Below are 14616 nucleotides of genomic sequence, written 5' to 3'. Positions count from 1 at the left end.
TTATAGAACTTAATTAAAAACCAATGTTTTGACGATGACAGGTAGTACTTTCCCTGCAGCCACTGGCAGACCAATGTCGATGTAATCACCATTTTCGACCCGAACGCTATCGAGACATACGAATGGATAACCACGTGGCAAATGAGCATACAACGATTGACCTAATGCCTTCGCCATATCTTGCTCGACGATGACAATTAATGGCAACTGTCGTTGTAGCAAGGGTGCAACCCCTACAACGATTGACTCGGCTAATTTGGTGATTCGCTTGAAACTCGGACTCCTTTCACCAACAAACCCCAAGGCGACAACCTGCGTCTCGTCATCCGTACCAAACCACTTGAGTTTATCGGTTATTTGAGTCGCTAAAGCTGCCGCTGGTAGGGCTGTATCAGCTCCGTTGAGTTTCAATACTGGTAAGTTACGCAGTGGCAAAACATCCGTGGTGTAGGTAATGGTACTGCCGCTAATTTCAGCCGTATGGGAGCCTGCCCCAACGACAGTTGCCCGAATCGTTTCAAGCGCTTGAACAACCGGTAAGTCCGCAAAGGCGTCGTCAGTTGCAATCGCCCACCCTAAGAGCAACCCCATATCACCGTATTTAAACGGGTCCGAAGTTAGTGTCGTTGAAATGCAATCCGCCACTCCACCTGAAAATGAGACAGCGGCAATTTGTTCGGATAAGGCTAACCCCTTATGCGTCATCGACTGTTCGTAATACGGACTTCGTTCACCTAAGCCAATGCTATTGGCTAAAATGCGCGCCATGACACGCGCAAGTGGTTCGAGATTCGCAACCGTCGCGACCATCCCTTCCGTTATTGCCCAATCATTCGCGGCGATAATGCGCTTGATTTTCGCTGTAATAAAAGTGATTTCATGGCTGATAGGATCGATTTTCACGAGCCGACCACCGATGTCAAAGCAGGCGGTGTCTTCAACCTCACCATCATAAAAGACAGCTAAGTTTGTCGTCCCACCTCCAATATCAAGGTTAACAACCCGCGTCAGTTGCTCTGCTGAATAACTAGCCGCCCCAGACCCTTTGCCAGCAATAATACTTTCAAGATCGGGACCAGCCGTAGCGACAACGAAGTCACCCGAAAAACCACTTAAGGCTTCGAGTACAAGCGCTGCATTGTCTTTACGTGCGGTTTCACCCGTAATAATAACGGCCCCCATCTGAATCGCAGCTTTATCAATCCCTGCCTTGGCATACTGTTGCGAAACAAAGCGCTTAATTGCCCCTGCATCAATCACATCTTCTGATAGCAACGGGGTAAATAAAATATCACTGCGAAAAATGATGCGTTTTTTCGAAATTGTAATCCGTGGTACGCTGAAAGCTGATGCTAAGTTTTCAATCGTTAATTCCGATAGCACGAGTTGTGTTGTCGACGTACCTAAATCGATTCCGACTGTTAACATTGTTTCTGACATAGTCTCACTCCTCCAAAAAAAAGATGCTTAAAGAAAGCCCAAACGTGTAGGTTTGGTTCGTTTCTTCAAGCATCTTTGCATGAATTCTTAAACGTCACTGTTTAAGGTGTTTTTGAAAAGGATTCGGGTTGTTGTCCCCGTCTTTTTCGATTCAATTGTCAATTGACCGTCGAGTTTCTCGGTCACATAACTTTTAATTATCATCAAGCCAAGACTCGACTGTCCAGCCGTTTTCACATCATATCCTTTGCCTTGATCCGCGACACTAATGGCGATAATCTGTTTTTGTTCACTGACCTCGATTACAACTTCACCAGCGACTCCATCAGCATAAGCATGATCATACACATTTTGGAGCAACTCATTCATTACGAGCGCAATGCTTACCGTTTGTTGCCCGTTTAAATAAATAGATTGGTTCATTTTAACCTTCACCTTTAACGGTTTCAGTGGGGCAAACAACCGTTCCATATTTTGTACGAGTGACATTAAAATGTCAGTGAAATCCAGCGAATCCTCGACTTGCACCGATAGCAGTTCATGCGTTTGGGCAATCACAACCATCCGATTAATGCTTTCTTGCAATGCGATTTTTGCTTCCTCACTGTCAACTCGTCGCCCCTGTATCCGTAGAAGTGACATAACTGCCTGCAAATTATTTTTGACACGGTGATGGATTTCACGAATCGCGACGGACTTTGAGATGATTTCCGCTTCTTTTTGGCGCAAATCAGTTACGTCACGAATAATCATATAGAGTTGTCCGTCATGTAGCGACCAAATTTTCTTAATTGAGAGGTGGTAATTGCCATAAACAATCGATACCTCTCGCCGATCCCCTTGCGTCTTCCGCTCCCGTTGATAGAGTAAAAAGTCATAGGTTGTACCGTCGAGCGCTAGATTATCGTAGTGAATTCCTTGAATCGATCCGATATAACCAATTTTTTGATAAAGCGAGACTGCTGCCTTATTGGCTCGTGCTAACATACCTTCACTGTTAAAAATCAACAGTTCATCCGTCAACTCATCGGCCACAAACGTCTCTTCATCATCATTAAATACCGGCGCTAAAATGGTGTGTTCCTTTTCATATGCCTCATGTGAGTCCTCTTCAACGATCATGACACCAATCGTCCGAAAACGATTGCGAATCGGATACACCCGCTGTACAATGAGACGTTGCTCTTGACTATTGGCATAAAGATTGACTGAGTTTAAGCTCGTCCGCAGTGTGCGATACACACCCGGCTCATCTTTTTGCTTTGCCTCTAAGCCGACGACGGTACTTGTATAGAGCGAGGCTCCCTCGCGCGGTGGCTGATGGAATACGACAACCGCTTCATTCGTTACGCTATTTAAGACATCGATAAAGACATCAAAGGCGCGATAACGTAAGGATTGTTCGATTTCAGTCGCAACCCGGAGCAACTCATCAACATCGGCTGCCGTTAATTCCGTTTGAGTTTCTACCAACCGTTTCATTTCCGCTTTATTCATCGCTCATCACGATCAGTTCGGCAATCTCACTCATACGGCAACGTTTGTTCATGCTCAATTCACGAATTGTTTTATAGGCGTCATCCTCTGTCATTTGTTCGCGTGCCATCAAACACCCCTTTGCTTTTTCGATGATTTTACGCTCATCAAGTTGCAGACCTAACTTTACAATTTGTTTGGTTAATTCGCTTGTTTCCCTGCCTTTGGCAATCGCCATTTCAACGGTCGGTACCAATGATTTTTCGTGCAACGGTTTTACTAAATAACCGATTGCTCCCGCTTTTTTTGCCCGGTTCGTATACTCTTCATCACTGAAGGCCGATAAATAGACGATCCCTTTTGCAAGCTTGTCCGTGATGATTTTTCGACCGGCCTTCAGTCCATCTAAGATTGGCATTTCAATATCCATAATGATTAAATCGGGCGTATGTTTTTTGCAGGCCTCTATTGCTTCAAACCCGTCGGCGGCTTCTGCTACGACATCGTAGCCTGCCTCTTCCAATACTTCCCGAATATCTAGTCTTGTAATAGGTTCATCATCGACTACTACAATGCGTCCATTCATTACGTCACGTCCATTTCTATCAATTTATTAGTCATTAAGTGCGTGTGATTGGTGTACCTGAAAAACCAAGGATGGTTTCTAATCCGGCCAACACGGCTGTAATTGCAGCCTCAACCGACGAAACGTCACCAGTAACCACTACTGACCCACTAAAACGATCGATAAAACCGATTTCAACAGCGCTCGCCTTTGTTGCAATATCAACAGCAATAATAGCTGCCTCACTCGGTGTGATTGTTAAAATACCAATCGCCCCATAATTAGCTTCCACTAAACCTAGTTTTGTATAAATCGTGCGATTAGGACTCGCGATAATATGTGCAAGTGTTACTTGTTTCCCCGGCACATATTCTTGAATCATCCGTTGTGTTTCCTCCACTTGCGCTCACCTCTTATTGGCAATTAAAAAGCTCCTAAAAAACACCATGACGCAAGCGCCAGCTGTTTATTAGGAGCATCATTGCTCGTTTATACGGTACGTCTTTGTACCTCAATAACACCATTATAGTAACGCTTACATCAGATGTCAAGCATCGCAAGACAGTTAACGCTACTCAATTTGATTTTTTAGCTAATTTGACGAATTATCGACACAACTTCGGTTTCAGAAGGACAGCGGGGATTAGTTGCTGTACAGCGATCCACGAGCGCATCAGACGCAATTTCAGCGATAACTGCCTCTATCTGTTCATCGGTAATCCCACACCCCTTCAACGTCATTGGCATTGCCAACACCTGTGTGAGTCTTTTCACTTCACGGATTAAACTTTTCACGCCCACGCGAGTATTGCTAGCTGATAAACCGAGTAACTTTGCCAAATGAGCATAACGAACAGCCGCCCGATTCGTTGGGATTGTTTGTTCCTCCGTAAGTTCACTGTTGTAGGCAATAATTGCCGGCAATAGCACCGTATTTAAACGGCCGTGAGCAATATGTAACTTCGCCCCGGCTGCATGTGCAATCCCATGGTTCAAACCGAGCGACGTCATATTAAACGCCATCCCTGCCATTGAAGAAGCGACATGCATTTGTTCACGTGCCTGTAAGTCCGCTCCATTTTGATACGCTTGTGGCAAATGAGCGAACACGAGTTGTACGACTTTTTCGGCTAAGGCATCAGCCATCTCATTGGCATTGGTGGAGACATAAGCCTCTAGGGCATGCGTCAAGACGTCCATTCCCGTATCTGCTGTAATATGCGGGGGCACGGATTTCACTAAGGCTGCGTCCAAAATCGCCACATCAGGTAGGATGTCATCGGTCACTAATGGATATTTAACACCTTTAGCGGCACTCGTAATAATCGAAAAATTTGTTACTTCTGAACCGGTACCACTCGTCGTCGGTAGCACAATTAAAGGCAGTGCGGTCATTTTATTCACCACTGTCGCAAAGTATTTCATTGCTTTAGCCGCATCAATCGCCGAACCACCACCGAGTGCAACCATTAACTCTCCTTCGAACGCTTGCATTGCTTCAATCCCAGCAACGACTGTTTCAATCGGTGGATCAGGGGTAATCTCACTAAAACTGCCGTTGTATTTGATGAATCAAAGTGTACCATCACCTGTTCTAACAAACCCGATGACACCATGAATGGGTCTGTGACGATAAAAATCTTTTTGTTCGTATATGTTGCTAACGCTTCTAATGCCCCTTCCCCTGTATAAATGGTTGTTTGCATCTGTAATTTTTTCATTTCATTTCCTCCTTCGATAACTACTGCTGACGATGTAAAAAAAAGAAGCTTCAAAGAACCGTCAAAAGACGGCCTTCAAAGCTTCTCTGCTTATTAGACATACATCATCGTATGATACGTATTTAATTAGGGTTACACAACAAAAAAGGGCAACGCTTCAAAACTGCCTCGTTTTGAACCACCCACTGCAGCGAAGGTGACGTGCCCATTGCTTTTTATCTTGCATGCACACCGTTGTGCCCGGTAGAGATAACCTGGTACACCTGTTACGCTGCAAAAAACAATGGGCTTTTTCACTTGACGAAAAAACATCCTGTTTTACCTCGAAACAGTCCGTAACAGTGACGATGCAAAAAGACCTGGCTTAAAGTACGCATACTTCTTACAGTGGCGGGACCGCGTTGGATTTACACCAACTTCCATTTGACATCGTCAACTTACTTCGTTTACCTTACCGCAGTTAGTTCTTTCTAACTACAGCAAGTCTATCATGCGCAGTCTGATATTTCAACTATTAAAAATTATGAAACACCTTATCGCTGTTTTGATAAAAGACATCAGCTGTACCCTGGCGTGCATTGACAGCTCGCGCGACCGCATAAAAATAATCTGATAGACGGTTGATGAACCGTAAAACAGCCGTATTAATTGTATCTGTTGCCATCAAACCGACAATGTGACGCTCGGCACGGCGGGTCGTCGTCCTTGCAATGTGCAATAATGACGCATCCAACGTCCCCCCCGGAATGATGAACTGTTCGATTAATGGCGGTTCTGTCGCATAGACATCGATTCGACCTTCGAGCCATGTCACCTGAGGTTCCACTACGCGATAGTCGCGGTGACCATCCGGCGTCGCTAAGTCCGTGCCGCAATCAAACAACACTTGCTGAATCATTTCAATATCATAACGAATGTCGCTGTGTAAGGGATTGACTTGGATGAGGAGATAACCCAACCACGAATTAAGTTCATCAATTGTACCATATGACGCAACCCGTTCTGATGCTTTGCTAACCGTGCGACCGCCAACTAACTTTGTGTTGCCGGCATCTCCTGTTTTAGTGTAAAGTTTCATCTTCTTCCTCCTTCAAGTAACTGAGTAATTGTGCAATTCCGGTTTCATCCACCGCTGACAGACAAAAGAGCTGTTGGGCACCTGCCTCGCGTAGGCGTTGTTGAAGCTGTTCAATTTGTGCGCTCGAAGTGGCCTCATCGCTTTTTGAAACGATACCAATGATTGGTTTATTGAAAATACCACCAAATCCGGGTGCAAAAAGTTGTTCCTCATCGCTGACGCTTTGCATTAAGGCGACGACATCTGCCTCAGCAGCTGTTACGGATAAGGCGCTATAATACTGACGGTGGAGCATGTACTCACCCGGTGTATCAATCATATCGGGGTAGAAGGCGACAGCCTGTGTTTTATCATAGTTTAAAGCGAGGCCTTGTAAACGCTGTGTCAAAGTCGTCTTGCCACAGCCGATTGGACCGATAAACATTACTTTTTTCATGGTTCACTCCTCCCGTCATCACGTGGTAACACGAGACCATATTTCAGTTGAAAACGACGGATTATTTTGAGAAAGGCGGTCGTAAATACAGCCAAAAAGAAGCCATTTCCTAGAGCGTGCATTAAATCAAAGCTCGCACTTGCTAAATTTGCCGTCCAGAGTGCCTCCCAGGTTAACGGTCGGACATAGATGAGTGTGTAATGTAAATTCAACAGCCAACCGTATAAAAAGGCGACGACAAAACCAAAGCCAATAAGCAACGGTCGTTTTTGTAACAACGGTGTTTTTCGTAACAAACCAGCTGTAAAACCAATCAATCCCCAAGCTAACATTTGCCACGGTGTCCACGTCCCTTGACCAAGTACAAGATTGGAGACAAGGGCGACACTTGCACCGACTAAAAAGCCCGATTCCGCCCCAAAAGCAATCCCACAAATAATGACAAAAAACGTGACAGGTTGCACATTAGGGATAACGACAAAAGGTAAACGACTGGCACTTGCAACGGCAATTAGCACCGCTAAAAAAACCATTTCTTTCGAACTGACACGGCGGCTCTCGAAGCGAGAAATAAACAATAGCAACACGAGTGTTAAAATAATGAAACTGAGGAGAACATAGTTTTTTTCAGTGACGAAAACCGTATAGCTAAACACGGCAATTAAGACGAGAAAGACAAGCGTTACTTGCACTGACCGCCGGTTAAAATAGGCTACCATACTGCGGCCACCTCCTCCCATCGTATTGCTGTTGGTAATTGCTGTCGTACCAACCGGTTAATTGCTGTCGTATAAAAAAGATTATTGCTTAAAAACTGCTTGGGTTCATCACTTGCACTAATTTTTCCATCAAATAAAAGCACACAGCGATCCGCAACCTCCGCCACAAAATTAACATCATGGGTCGCAATCATTAAACTAACACCACTCGCTTTCAAGGCCCGCAATTGCTTGACGAGAATCGCCTTGCGTTGTGGATCAATGCCCTTAGTCGGTTCATCGAGCAGTAGCACTTGAGGATTCGCCAACAAGAGCAGAGCTAAGGCAACGAGCTGCTGTTCTCCACCACTACAATCATGCGGATTCGTCTGGGCTATCGACTCGATTTCAAAACGTGCGAGCGTCTGGTCCACTCGCTTATCAATCTCAGATAGACCGATTCGTTTGCAAGCTTCCGTTAACTCCTCGCTAACAGTGTCATAGAGGAAATGTTGACCCGGATTTTGTGCCAAATAGCCCACTTGAGTAACCGTTCGTTGCTGACGTACCTTGCCGTGAAAGCACACTTGACCACGACGTAACGTAGCCATCCCTGCGATCACCCGCAATAAGGTCGACTTTCCTGAGCCGTTCCCTCCTAGTAGGGCTAGACACTCGTGTGCATGTAAGGTGACATTGAGATGCTGTAATACCCACTCACCCTTAGGTTCGTACGTGAAATAGCCGTGCTTCACTGCCAACACACTATCTTTTGCTGGTGCTGATGTTGCCTCAAGCATCCTATGCTTTGCTAATGTTTGTGGCAATTGGCGACGAGCTCCTGCCAACGTTAATGGCAAATTGGCGGTCGTCTTTGTTTCGAGAAAGAGGCGCGTGAGTGATGGGATAAAAGAGCGATAGGCCGGCATTGAAAATAACTGCTGAAAGACCACCGTGGGAAGATTGTCCGCAATCAACCGTCCACCCGCCATAAACAGCAGACGATTTGCCAATTCAGACACACCCTCTAACTGATGTTCACTCATAATTATGGTCATGTTTAACTCCTCATGCGCCCGCTTTAATATATCAAAAAATTCACGGGTCGCAATCGGATCGAGTTGAGCCGTTGGTTCATCTAAGACAAGTAAACGCGGTTGTAGCAGCAAGACCGCAGCCAAGTTCACCAACTGTTTCTGACCACCAGATAACTGTTCGACCGCTGTATGTAAGAGCTGTTCTAATCCTAGAAAACTAACAATTTCAGCAATTTTACGACGCATCTCAGCAGGCTTACACCCCACATTCTCGAGCGCAAAAGCCAACTCTTCAATCACTGTATCACACACCAGTTGTTGATCTGGGTCTTGCATAACAAACCCAATTTGTGATACGGCTTCTTCACTGTCTAACGATTGCAACGCTTGACCGTCGAATGTTACACTGCCTTTGCGTGCGCCGACTGGAAGTAATTCTTTTTTGAAGTGGCGGAGCAAGGTCGATTTACCACTACCCGACGGACCTGCAACCACAATAAAATCCCCTTCATTCACCGTCACATCGATATCCGTTAAATTTAGTTGCACCGATTGCAAGTAGCGAAACTGTAGCTGTGTTATTTGTGAAAGAACCACCATAGACGATCCATCCCTTCAATTATTATTGGTAAAGCGACAAGCAGACCGCTCACACTAAAGAGCAACACACCCAGCCAACTAACTGCTAAAGGCGATGTTAACGGATAAAGCGTGAACTGCCCCTGCTCTTGAAAATAGCAGAGTCCAATTGTTACGACTAACATTAAACTGGCAAGAACAACATCACGTCTACTTATAAGATAGTGCTGGTAATGCGTCCTTTTTTTTAAGCCATACCCTCGGGCTGACATACTATCAGCACTGACGAGTGCTTCTTCTAAACTGCTGACGAGTAATGCCTTGACGAGTAAGCCACCATTGTGCAAACGCGCTTTTAACGAACCGGTTGCTACCGAGACACCTTGTACAGTTTGGACTGCCTGTATCTGTTTCATCCGACTTGTAAATAATTTCAAAAAACGCAAACTAATCAGCAGTAACAGTGTAAACTGTGGCAGCCGCTTGGCACCAAGCAACAATAACTTCGCCGAACCGAGCATCTGATTGAGAAGGATGAAAAGTAAGAGTAAGCAAAGATACGATAAAAAATACAAACCTCCTGCTACTAACGCTTCTAATGTAAAAGAACGACTGAAGATAGTCCATAAGACGATTGAACCATTCTGATTAAAGAGCACATTCAGCATAATAATCGCTATCCCCATCCAAACACTTAGCTTTAAAAAACGGCCGATTTGCTTGTAGGAAAGATAAAAAAAAACAGATAACGAACAAAATGAGTGCTTCACTGATAAGTAAAATGGGATGTAAGTACACCATCGTCACAATCATCACACAAATAAAGTAGAGTAGATTGACGATGGGGTGATAGCTTTCGAACACCAGTTTAATAAGAAACGCTCCTTTCGTTGAAAACGTCGTATTTTAGACATATAATGCCTTATCAAAAAAAAATGAAGCACCAAACTATCGATGTCAACCATCGGGAAATTTGGGCTTCATTGCCATACGTGTTACTGTACACCATTGTACAGATCGCTTAAAAAGATAGCTTTATCATAGCCCTTTTTTTAGCATTTGTCAATTTGCTAGTTGCTTTTAAAAACATTTTCCCCTACACTGTGGATGTATTCAAACAAAAAGGGGGTATCACCATGAAAAAATCATTCAAAACACCGTTTCTTATTTTAGTTTCTCTTTGCTTACTGTTTGTACTAAGCGCATGTTCGTCCAACAAAGAAACCGATAAAAAAGCGACAAACACCACAGAAACAGCGACAATTACCTTACAACAAGAAGGCAAACAAATCGCCAAAAAAGACGTGTCGTTTGCAACCGAAACATCGTTATTAGACATTATGAAAGACAACTTCACCGTTGTTGAAAAAGATGGTTTCGTAACGAGCCTGAACGACGTCGTCCAAAATACCGATAAACAAATGTACTGGTTATTCACAATCAATGACAAAGAAGTAACAACTGGTGCTAACAAAACAACCCTTAAAAAAGGCGATAAGGTATTATGGAAATTAGAAGAAATGGAAATTAAGTAACAAAAGTGAAATCAGCTCGTCAAAAGCAACTAAATTGGCGGCTTTGAGTATTCGGGTATTTGTGCCGAAACGAAAAGGCGAAATTCAGACAGCCTTTAGCTGATTGAACTGGAAGAACAAAAGTACTTTAAAGCCGGTTTAAACGGCAGTGATTGGAGAAAATAACGTCTCGACTATTTACCGTCGATGCGTTATTTTTGAAATCACCCAAGTTTAGGCTTTAAATACTAGAAGAACAAAAGTACTTTAAAGCCGGTTTAAACGGCAGTGATTGGAGAAAATAACGTCTCGACTATTTACCGTCGATGCGTTATTTTTGAAATCACCCAAGTTTAGGCTTTAAATACTAGAAGAACAAAAGTGAAACAAAAATGACTTCAGCTTGTTCAACTTCTCTAACTCAAAAAACGTGTTCTCTTCCATCAATTGGAAAGGAACACGTTTTTTGATTATAAATGAGCGCCATTACTCGCGACGACTTCTTTAAACCAGTCAAAACTTTTTTTCTTCGAGCGTTTCATCGTACCACTGCCATCATCATGTTTATCGACATAAATAAAACCGTAACGTTTTTTATATTCGCCTGTTCCAAACGAGACACAATCAATACAGCCCCAAGGCGTGTACCCCATTAAATCAACACCATCGAGTGTCACCGCTTTGATCATTTCTGCAATATGCGCCTTCAAATAATCAATCCGGTATTGGTCGTTGACACTGCCATCTGGCTCGATCTCATCGACTGCACCAAAGCCATTTTCGACAATAAATAAGGGGATTTGATAGCGTTCATACAACACATTTAACGAATAGCGTAATCCGACTGGATCAATTTGCCAGCCCCAGTCCGATGCTTGCACATGTGGATTAGGAACCGTCCCTTCAAAATCAGCAGTTGTCTCCTCGTCCTCGAAATGTGCACGCACCGTTTTAGACATGTAATAACTCAGACCGATGTAATCAACCGTTCCAGCCTTAAGTACTGCTAAATCATCGGCGGTAATATCGATGTTAAAGCCTTTTTGTTCCCATTCCTTGTAGGCATAACTCGGATAATAACCTCGTACATGCACATCACTGAATAAGTAACGGTCATGCATCGCTTCAACCGCTAACATGATATCATCAGGATGACATGAATAAGGATAGAGCGGCACAATCGCCATCATACAGCCGATTTTCAGATCAGCCTTGATGGCATGACCTAATGCAACAACCTTCGCACTCGCTACTAATTGATGATGCACCACTTGATACATTGTTTCTTCTGGATTCGGCTCGTTGTTGAACACAACACCCGAGTTCGTATAGCCGAACAATGGCACATCATAACTTTTTTGATTGTTAATTTCGTTAAAGGTCATCCAATATTTGACCTTATGCTGATAACGTTGCAATACAACATCTGCATAATGCACGAAGAAATCAATTACCCTGCGATTTTTCCAGCCACCATAGGTTTTCACCAAATGATTTGGCATCTCAAAATGAGACAATGTAATGACCGGCTCAATGTTGTATTTTAATAACTCGTCAAATAAATCATCGTAAAACTGCAAGCCTACTTCGTTCGGTTCAGCTTCATCACCTAACGGAAAAATACGTGACCATGCAATCGATGTCCGAAAACATTTAAAGCCCAGCTCCGCAAATAAAGCAATATCTGCTTTATAGTTATGATAAAAATCCACTGCTTCATGATTGGGATACATATATTTTTCTTCAATCGCGGTGGTAATGATTCTGTCTACGCCGTGCGCACCACCTGTTAAAACGTCAGCAATGCTTTCGCCTTTGCCAGCTACATTCCAAGCACCCTCAACTTGATGGGCCGCAACAGCACCACCCCATAAGAAATCCTTCGGTAAGTTTGTCATCATGTTCCTCCTTCATCAATAAGCTTATGTGTTAAGCATAGCAAAAAAACGCTCCGAAAGAAGCGTTTTCATTGTTTAAAACACAAATTTTTCTTTAAAGATACATGTGCCATCGCTGAAACAAGTTGTATCATTTATGATGTAATCGACGAGCGATTTCTTCAATGATAAACACAACCGGCACCTGACTTGCCATGTTGTAACTGCCTTCCAACCGGTCGTTCGTCATGTTATAAGCAATCGTTTCAACTGACATCCGCCCAATCGTCGCATTTTCACGATTGGTAATACTAATAATCCGCGCCCCATTTTGTTTAAGCCGATCGATTAATACCACTGTTTCTTTTGTTTCACCACTGATGGATAACGCAATCACCAATGTCCCTTGATTTAATTCTTCCAGCACAGGATAATAAGGATCTTCTAAGTACGAACTGTAACGGCCGTTCATTGAAAAATAACGGGCACCGTATTTCGCAATTGCACCCGATGTGCCAATCCCCACAAACACAATTTGTTGCGCAGTTTGAAGTGATTTCACAATACGTGTGATTTTAGCTTCAAATACTGGATTATTAATATAACTAAAATAATTAATCATCGCTGTTATCGCATTTTCTGGCTCTTGTTGTTCTAATTTTTGCTCAAGTGCCATTTTATAACGGTAACGAAATTCAGTATAGCCTTCACAGCCACATTTTTTACAAAACCGCATCACCGTTGAACTCGAGACATGAACCGCATCTCCTAATTCACGCACTGTCATTTCAAGAACAGACCGTGGTTTTTTTTTGAATGTATTCATAGAGTACCATTTCTAAGTCATTGAATTTTTGAATGATTTCATACGTAAACATCCCCACATCACCTCATCTATTTCTTCGTTGATTGATTGCCTTTGCGCGTGCGCAAAATGCCCTCTATAATAAAATAAGCGATGACAATCCCCGCTAAAATAAGACTACGCGTATAGCCTATTTGACGCTGAAAAATAAGCGCTGCCAACATCACTAATGTTAAAAAAAACTTTGTAACAGTTAAATTTTTCATTCTTTTCTCCTTTATTAACGTTCGCCCTGCCATTCAGCGAAAAACTGTGTTAAGTATTCTTCCAAAAACGCATGACGTTGTGCAGCTTTCATTTGCGCAGACGGCGTATTCATCAATGATTTTAAACTTAGTAATTTTTCATAAAAATGCATAATCGCTGTATCCTCACCGTTACGGTATTGTTCGAGGGTAAGGCGTTCACGTGGTTGCTTCTCAGGCAGATGCATTGGCCGCCCCTTAGCACCTGTATATATCATTGTGCGCGCAATGCCAATCGCACCGATTGCATCTAACCGATCAGCATCTTGTACGACCTGACCTTCGAGGGATAAGACCTTACCTTCATTAGCGCCACCTTTAAATGACATATCCTGAATGATCGCTAGTATCTCTGCGCTATCACTGGCATTCACCTGTTGCTCCACTAACCAAGCGACTACTTCACCTGTCGCAACAGCCTCATCAGCCACTAACTTATCATCGATGACATCATGTAATAACGCGGCCATTTCACAAATAAACCGATTGGCCTTTTCAGCCGCGGCCAGTGAAACCGCCAGTGTGCGAACGCGTTCAATATGCCACCAATCGTGACCGGTGGTGTCACCGGCGAGCTTTGATTTAACAAAATCTTCTGTTTTTTCAAGAATAACTTGTTCACTTTGTGTCTGTTTCATTCGGGCACCTACCTTTTATCAAGAACCTTTTTTCTTTATTATACGTGAGAGTGACTTTAAATGGAATAGCCTATTACAGCTTAAAAAGGTCATTAAGTACTATCAGCTCTAAATCTTTTTTTAAAAGTATAGTCTTTTGTGATATAATTGAAACGCTTACAATAATTACATCCTAAAGGAGCTGGATAACATGTTACTAGGCGCAATTGAAGCGGGCGGCACAAAATTTGTTTGTGCCGTTGCTGATGAAAACCTACAACTGCTTGAGCGCATCTCATTACCGACGACCACACCAACTGAAACATTAGCGGCCGTCTTTGCTTTTTTTGAACCGCATCAACTTGATGCTTTGGCGATTGGGTCCTTTGGACCGATTGACGTCAACGAAGTTTCACCGACCTATGGCTCGATTTTAGCAACACCAAAAATCGCGTGGCAACAATTCGA

Annotated in this window: 16 protein-coding genes, 1 pseudogene and 1 riboswitch; of the genes and pseudogenes, 2 read left to right on the top strand and 15 right to left on the bottom strand. The window is 43.3% G+C overall.

Features of this window, described 5'->3' with window-relative positions; all coding sequences use genetic code 11:
- Positions 1 to 9 precede the first annotated feature (9 nt).
- From eutA to BCAMP_RS09540, 11 genes and pseudogenes are all read right to left on the bottom strand, one after another.
- Entirely contained in the window at positions 10 to 1440 is a 1431-nt protein-coding gene (gene eutA, locus BCAMP_RS09585) for an ethanolamine ammonia-lyase reactivating factor EutA (protein WP_035315240.1), read from the bottom strand.
- Between the two features lie 87 nt (positions 1441 to 1527).
- Entirely contained in the window at positions 1528 to 2937 is a 1410-nt protein-coding gene (locus tag BCAMP_RS09580) for a sensor histidine kinase (RefSeq protein WP_035315239.1), read from the bottom strand.
- Entirely contained in the window at positions 2930 to 3502 is a 573-nt protein-coding gene (locus BCAMP_RS09575; protein WP_035315238.1) for an ANTAR domain-containing response regulator, read from the bottom strand. The genes BCAMP_RS09580 and BCAMP_RS09575 overlap by 8 nt, the downstream gene beginning before the upstream one ends.
- Before the next feature lie 34 nt (positions 3503 to 3536).
- Complete coding sequence (locus BCAMP_RS09570) at positions 3537 to 3863, bottom strand: BMC domain-containing protein (RefSeq protein ID WP_198015770.1); 327 nt, start codon at positions 3861 to 3863, stop codon at positions 3537 to 3539.
- A gap of 206 nt (positions 3864 to 4069) precedes the next feature.
- Positions 4070 to 5202: pseudogene (locus tag BCAMP_RS09565) on the bottom strand (1-propanol dehydrogenase PduQ).
- Between the two features lie 132 nt (positions 5203 to 5334).
- A complete protein-coding gene (locus tag BCAMP_RS13595) occupies positions 5335 to 5514 on the bottom strand; it encodes a hypothetical protein (protein ID WP_198015769.1) in 180 nt (59 codons plus the stop codon).
- Positions 5506 to 5650, bottom strand: a riboswitch (adenosylcobalamin (AdoCbl) riboswitch). (Overlaps the previous gene by 9 nt.)
- A gap of 66 nt (positions 5651 to 5716) precedes the next feature.
- Entirely contained in the window at positions 5717 to 6280 is a 564-nt protein-coding gene (locus BCAMP_RS09560) for a cob(I)yrinic acid a,c-diamide adenosyltransferase (protein ID WP_035315235.1), read from the bottom strand.
- Positions 6264 to 6716, bottom strand: coding sequence for a EutP/PduV family microcompartment system protein (locus tag BCAMP_RS09555; protein WP_035315234.1), 453 nt, complete (start codon positions 6714 to 6716; stop codon positions 6264 to 6266). The genes BCAMP_RS09560 and BCAMP_RS09555 overlap by 17 nt, the downstream gene beginning before the upstream one ends.
- The gene (locus tag BCAMP_RS09550; RefSeq protein WP_035315233.1) at positions 6713 to 7435 is read right to left on the bottom strand and encodes an ECF transporter S component; all 723 of its coding nucleotides are present in this window, start codon (positions 7433 to 7435) and stop codon (positions 6713 to 6715) included. The genes BCAMP_RS09555 and BCAMP_RS09550 overlap by 4 nt, the downstream gene beginning before the upstream one ends.
- Positions 7429 to 9051 carry an ABC transporter ATP-binding protein gene (locus tag BCAMP_RS09545; protein WP_035315232.1) on the bottom strand — a complete coding sequence of 541 codons (1623 nt, stop codon included), beginning with the start codon at positions 9049 to 9051 and terminating at the stop codon, positions 7429 to 7431. The genes BCAMP_RS09550 and BCAMP_RS09545 overlap by 7 nt, the downstream gene beginning before the upstream one ends.
- Positions 9030 to 9800 (bottom strand): CbiQ family ECF transporter T component, encoded by a 771-nt coding sequence (locus BCAMP_RS09540; RefSeq protein ID WP_269479288.1) that lies wholly within the window; start codon positions 9798 to 9800, stop codon positions 9030 to 9032. The genes BCAMP_RS09545 and BCAMP_RS09540 overlap by 22 nt, the downstream gene beginning before the upstream one ends.
- A 366-nt stretch (positions 9801 to 10166) precedes the next feature.
- Here BCAMP_RS09540 and BCAMP_RS09535 point away from each other — a divergent pair, with 366 nt between their 5' ends.
- Positions 10167 to 10565 (top strand): DUF4430 domain-containing protein, encoded by a 399-nt coding sequence (locus BCAMP_RS09535; RefSeq protein ID WP_035315230.1) that lies wholly within the window; start codon positions 10167 to 10169, stop codon positions 10563 to 10565.
- Between the two features lie 449 nt (positions 10566 to 11014).
- On the opposite strand, the gene BCAMP_RS09530 is transcribed toward BCAMP_RS09535, so the two are convergent.
- The 4 genes from BCAMP_RS09530 to BCAMP_RS09520 all read right to left on the bottom strand — a co-directional run bounded on the left by BCAMP_RS09530 (position 11015) and on the right by BCAMP_RS09520 (position 14169).
- A complete protein-coding gene (locus tag BCAMP_RS09530) occupies positions 11015 to 12442 on the bottom strand; it encodes a 6-phospho-beta-glucosidase (protein WP_035315229.1) in 1428 nt (475 codons plus the stop codon).
- Positions 12443 to 12572: 130 nt separating this feature from the next.
- Positions 12573 to 13247, bottom strand: a complete 675-nt coding sequence (locus tag BCAMP_RS09525) for a MurR/RpiR family transcriptional regulator (protein ID WP_051457023.1) — start codon at positions 13245 to 13247, stop codon at positions 12573 to 12575.
- Positions 13248 to 13315: 68 nt separating this feature from the next.
- Positions 13316 to 13492 carry a hypothetical protein gene (locus BCAMP_RS13590; protein ID WP_156921213.1) on the bottom strand — a complete coding sequence of 59 codons (177 nt, stop codon included), beginning with the start codon at positions 13490 to 13492 and terminating at the stop codon, positions 13316 to 13318.
- Between the two features lie 14 nt (positions 13493 to 13506).
- Complete coding sequence (locus BCAMP_RS09520) at positions 13507 to 14169, bottom strand: HD domain-containing protein (protein WP_035315228.1); 663 nt, start codon at positions 14167 to 14169, stop codon at positions 13507 to 13509.
- A 190-nt stretch (positions 14170 to 14359) separates the two neighbouring features.
- Here BCAMP_RS09520 and BCAMP_RS09515 point away from each other — a divergent pair.
- On the top strand, positions 14360 to 14616 hold a 257-nt coding region (locus BCAMP_RS09515; protein WP_035315227.1), incomplete at its 3' end, for an ROK family protein.

Source organism: Brochothrix campestris FSL F6-1037, assembly GCF_000525915.1.
In the GTDB taxonomy this organism is placed as follows: domain Bacteria; phylum Bacillota; class Bacilli; order Lactobacillales; family Listeriaceae; genus Brochothrix; species Brochothrix campestris.
Note: the sequence above shows the minus strand (reverse complement) of the source record. Positions and strands in the feature narration are given on the sequence as shown.

Bases quoted from the DNA above. Each gene is read 5' to 3' on its own strand.
- BCAMP_RS13595 (WP_198015769.1), bottom strand. From the start codon at position 5,514: ATGTTTTTTCGTCAAGTGAAAAAGCCCATTGTTTTTTGCAGCGTAACA.
- BCAMP_RS09525 (WP_051457023.1), bottom strand. From the start codon at position 13,247: ATGAATACATTCAAAAAAAAACCACGGTCTGTTCTTGAAATGACAGTG.
- eutA (WP_035315240.1), bottom strand. From the start codon at position 1,440: ATGTCAGAAACAATGTTAACAGTCGGAATCGATTTAGGTACGTCGACA.
- BCAMP_RS09530 (WP_035315229.1), bottom strand. From the start codon at position 12,442: ATGACAAACTTACCGAAGGATTTCTTATGGGGTGGTGCTGTTGCGGCC.
- BCAMP_RS09545 (WP_035315232.1), bottom strand. From the start codon at position 9,051: ATGGTGGTTCTTTCACAAATAACACAGCTACAGTTTCGCTACTTGCAA.
- BCAMP_RS09535 (WP_035315230.1), top strand. From the start codon at position 10,167: ATGAAAAAATCATTCAAAACACCGTTTCTTATTTTAGTTTCTCTTTGC.
- BCAMP_RS09520 (WP_035315228.1), bottom strand. From the start codon at position 14,169: ATGAAACAGACACAAAGTGAACAAGTTATTCTTGAAAAAACAGAAGAT.
- BCAMP_RS09555 (WP_035315234.1), bottom strand. From the start codon at position 6,716: ATGAAAAAAGTAATGTTTATCGGTCCAATCGGCTGTGGCAAGACGACT.
- BCAMP_RS09560 (WP_035315235.1), bottom strand. From the start codon at position 6,280: ATGAAACTTTACACTAAAACAGGAGATGCCGGCAACACAAAGTTAGTT.
- BCAMP_RS09575 (WP_035315238.1), bottom strand. From the start codon at position 3,502: ATGAATGGACGCATTGTAGTAGTCGATGATGAACCTATTACAAGACTA.
- BCAMP_RS09580 (WP_035315239.1), bottom strand. From the start codon at position 2,937: ATGAATAAAGCGGAAATGAAACGGTTGGTAGAAACTCAAACGGAATTA.
- BCAMP_RS09550 (WP_035315233.1), bottom strand. From the start codon at position 7,435: ATGGTAGCCTATTTTAACCGGCGGTCAGTGCAAGTAACGCTTGTCTTT.
- BCAMP_RS09570 (WP_198015770.1), bottom strand. From the start codon at position 3,863: ATGATTCAAGAATATGTGCCGGGGAAACAAGTAACACTTGCACATATT.
- BCAMP_RS13590 (WP_156921213.1), bottom strand. From the start codon at position 13,492: ATGAAAAATTTAACTGTTACAAAGTTTTTTTTAACATTAGTGATGTTG.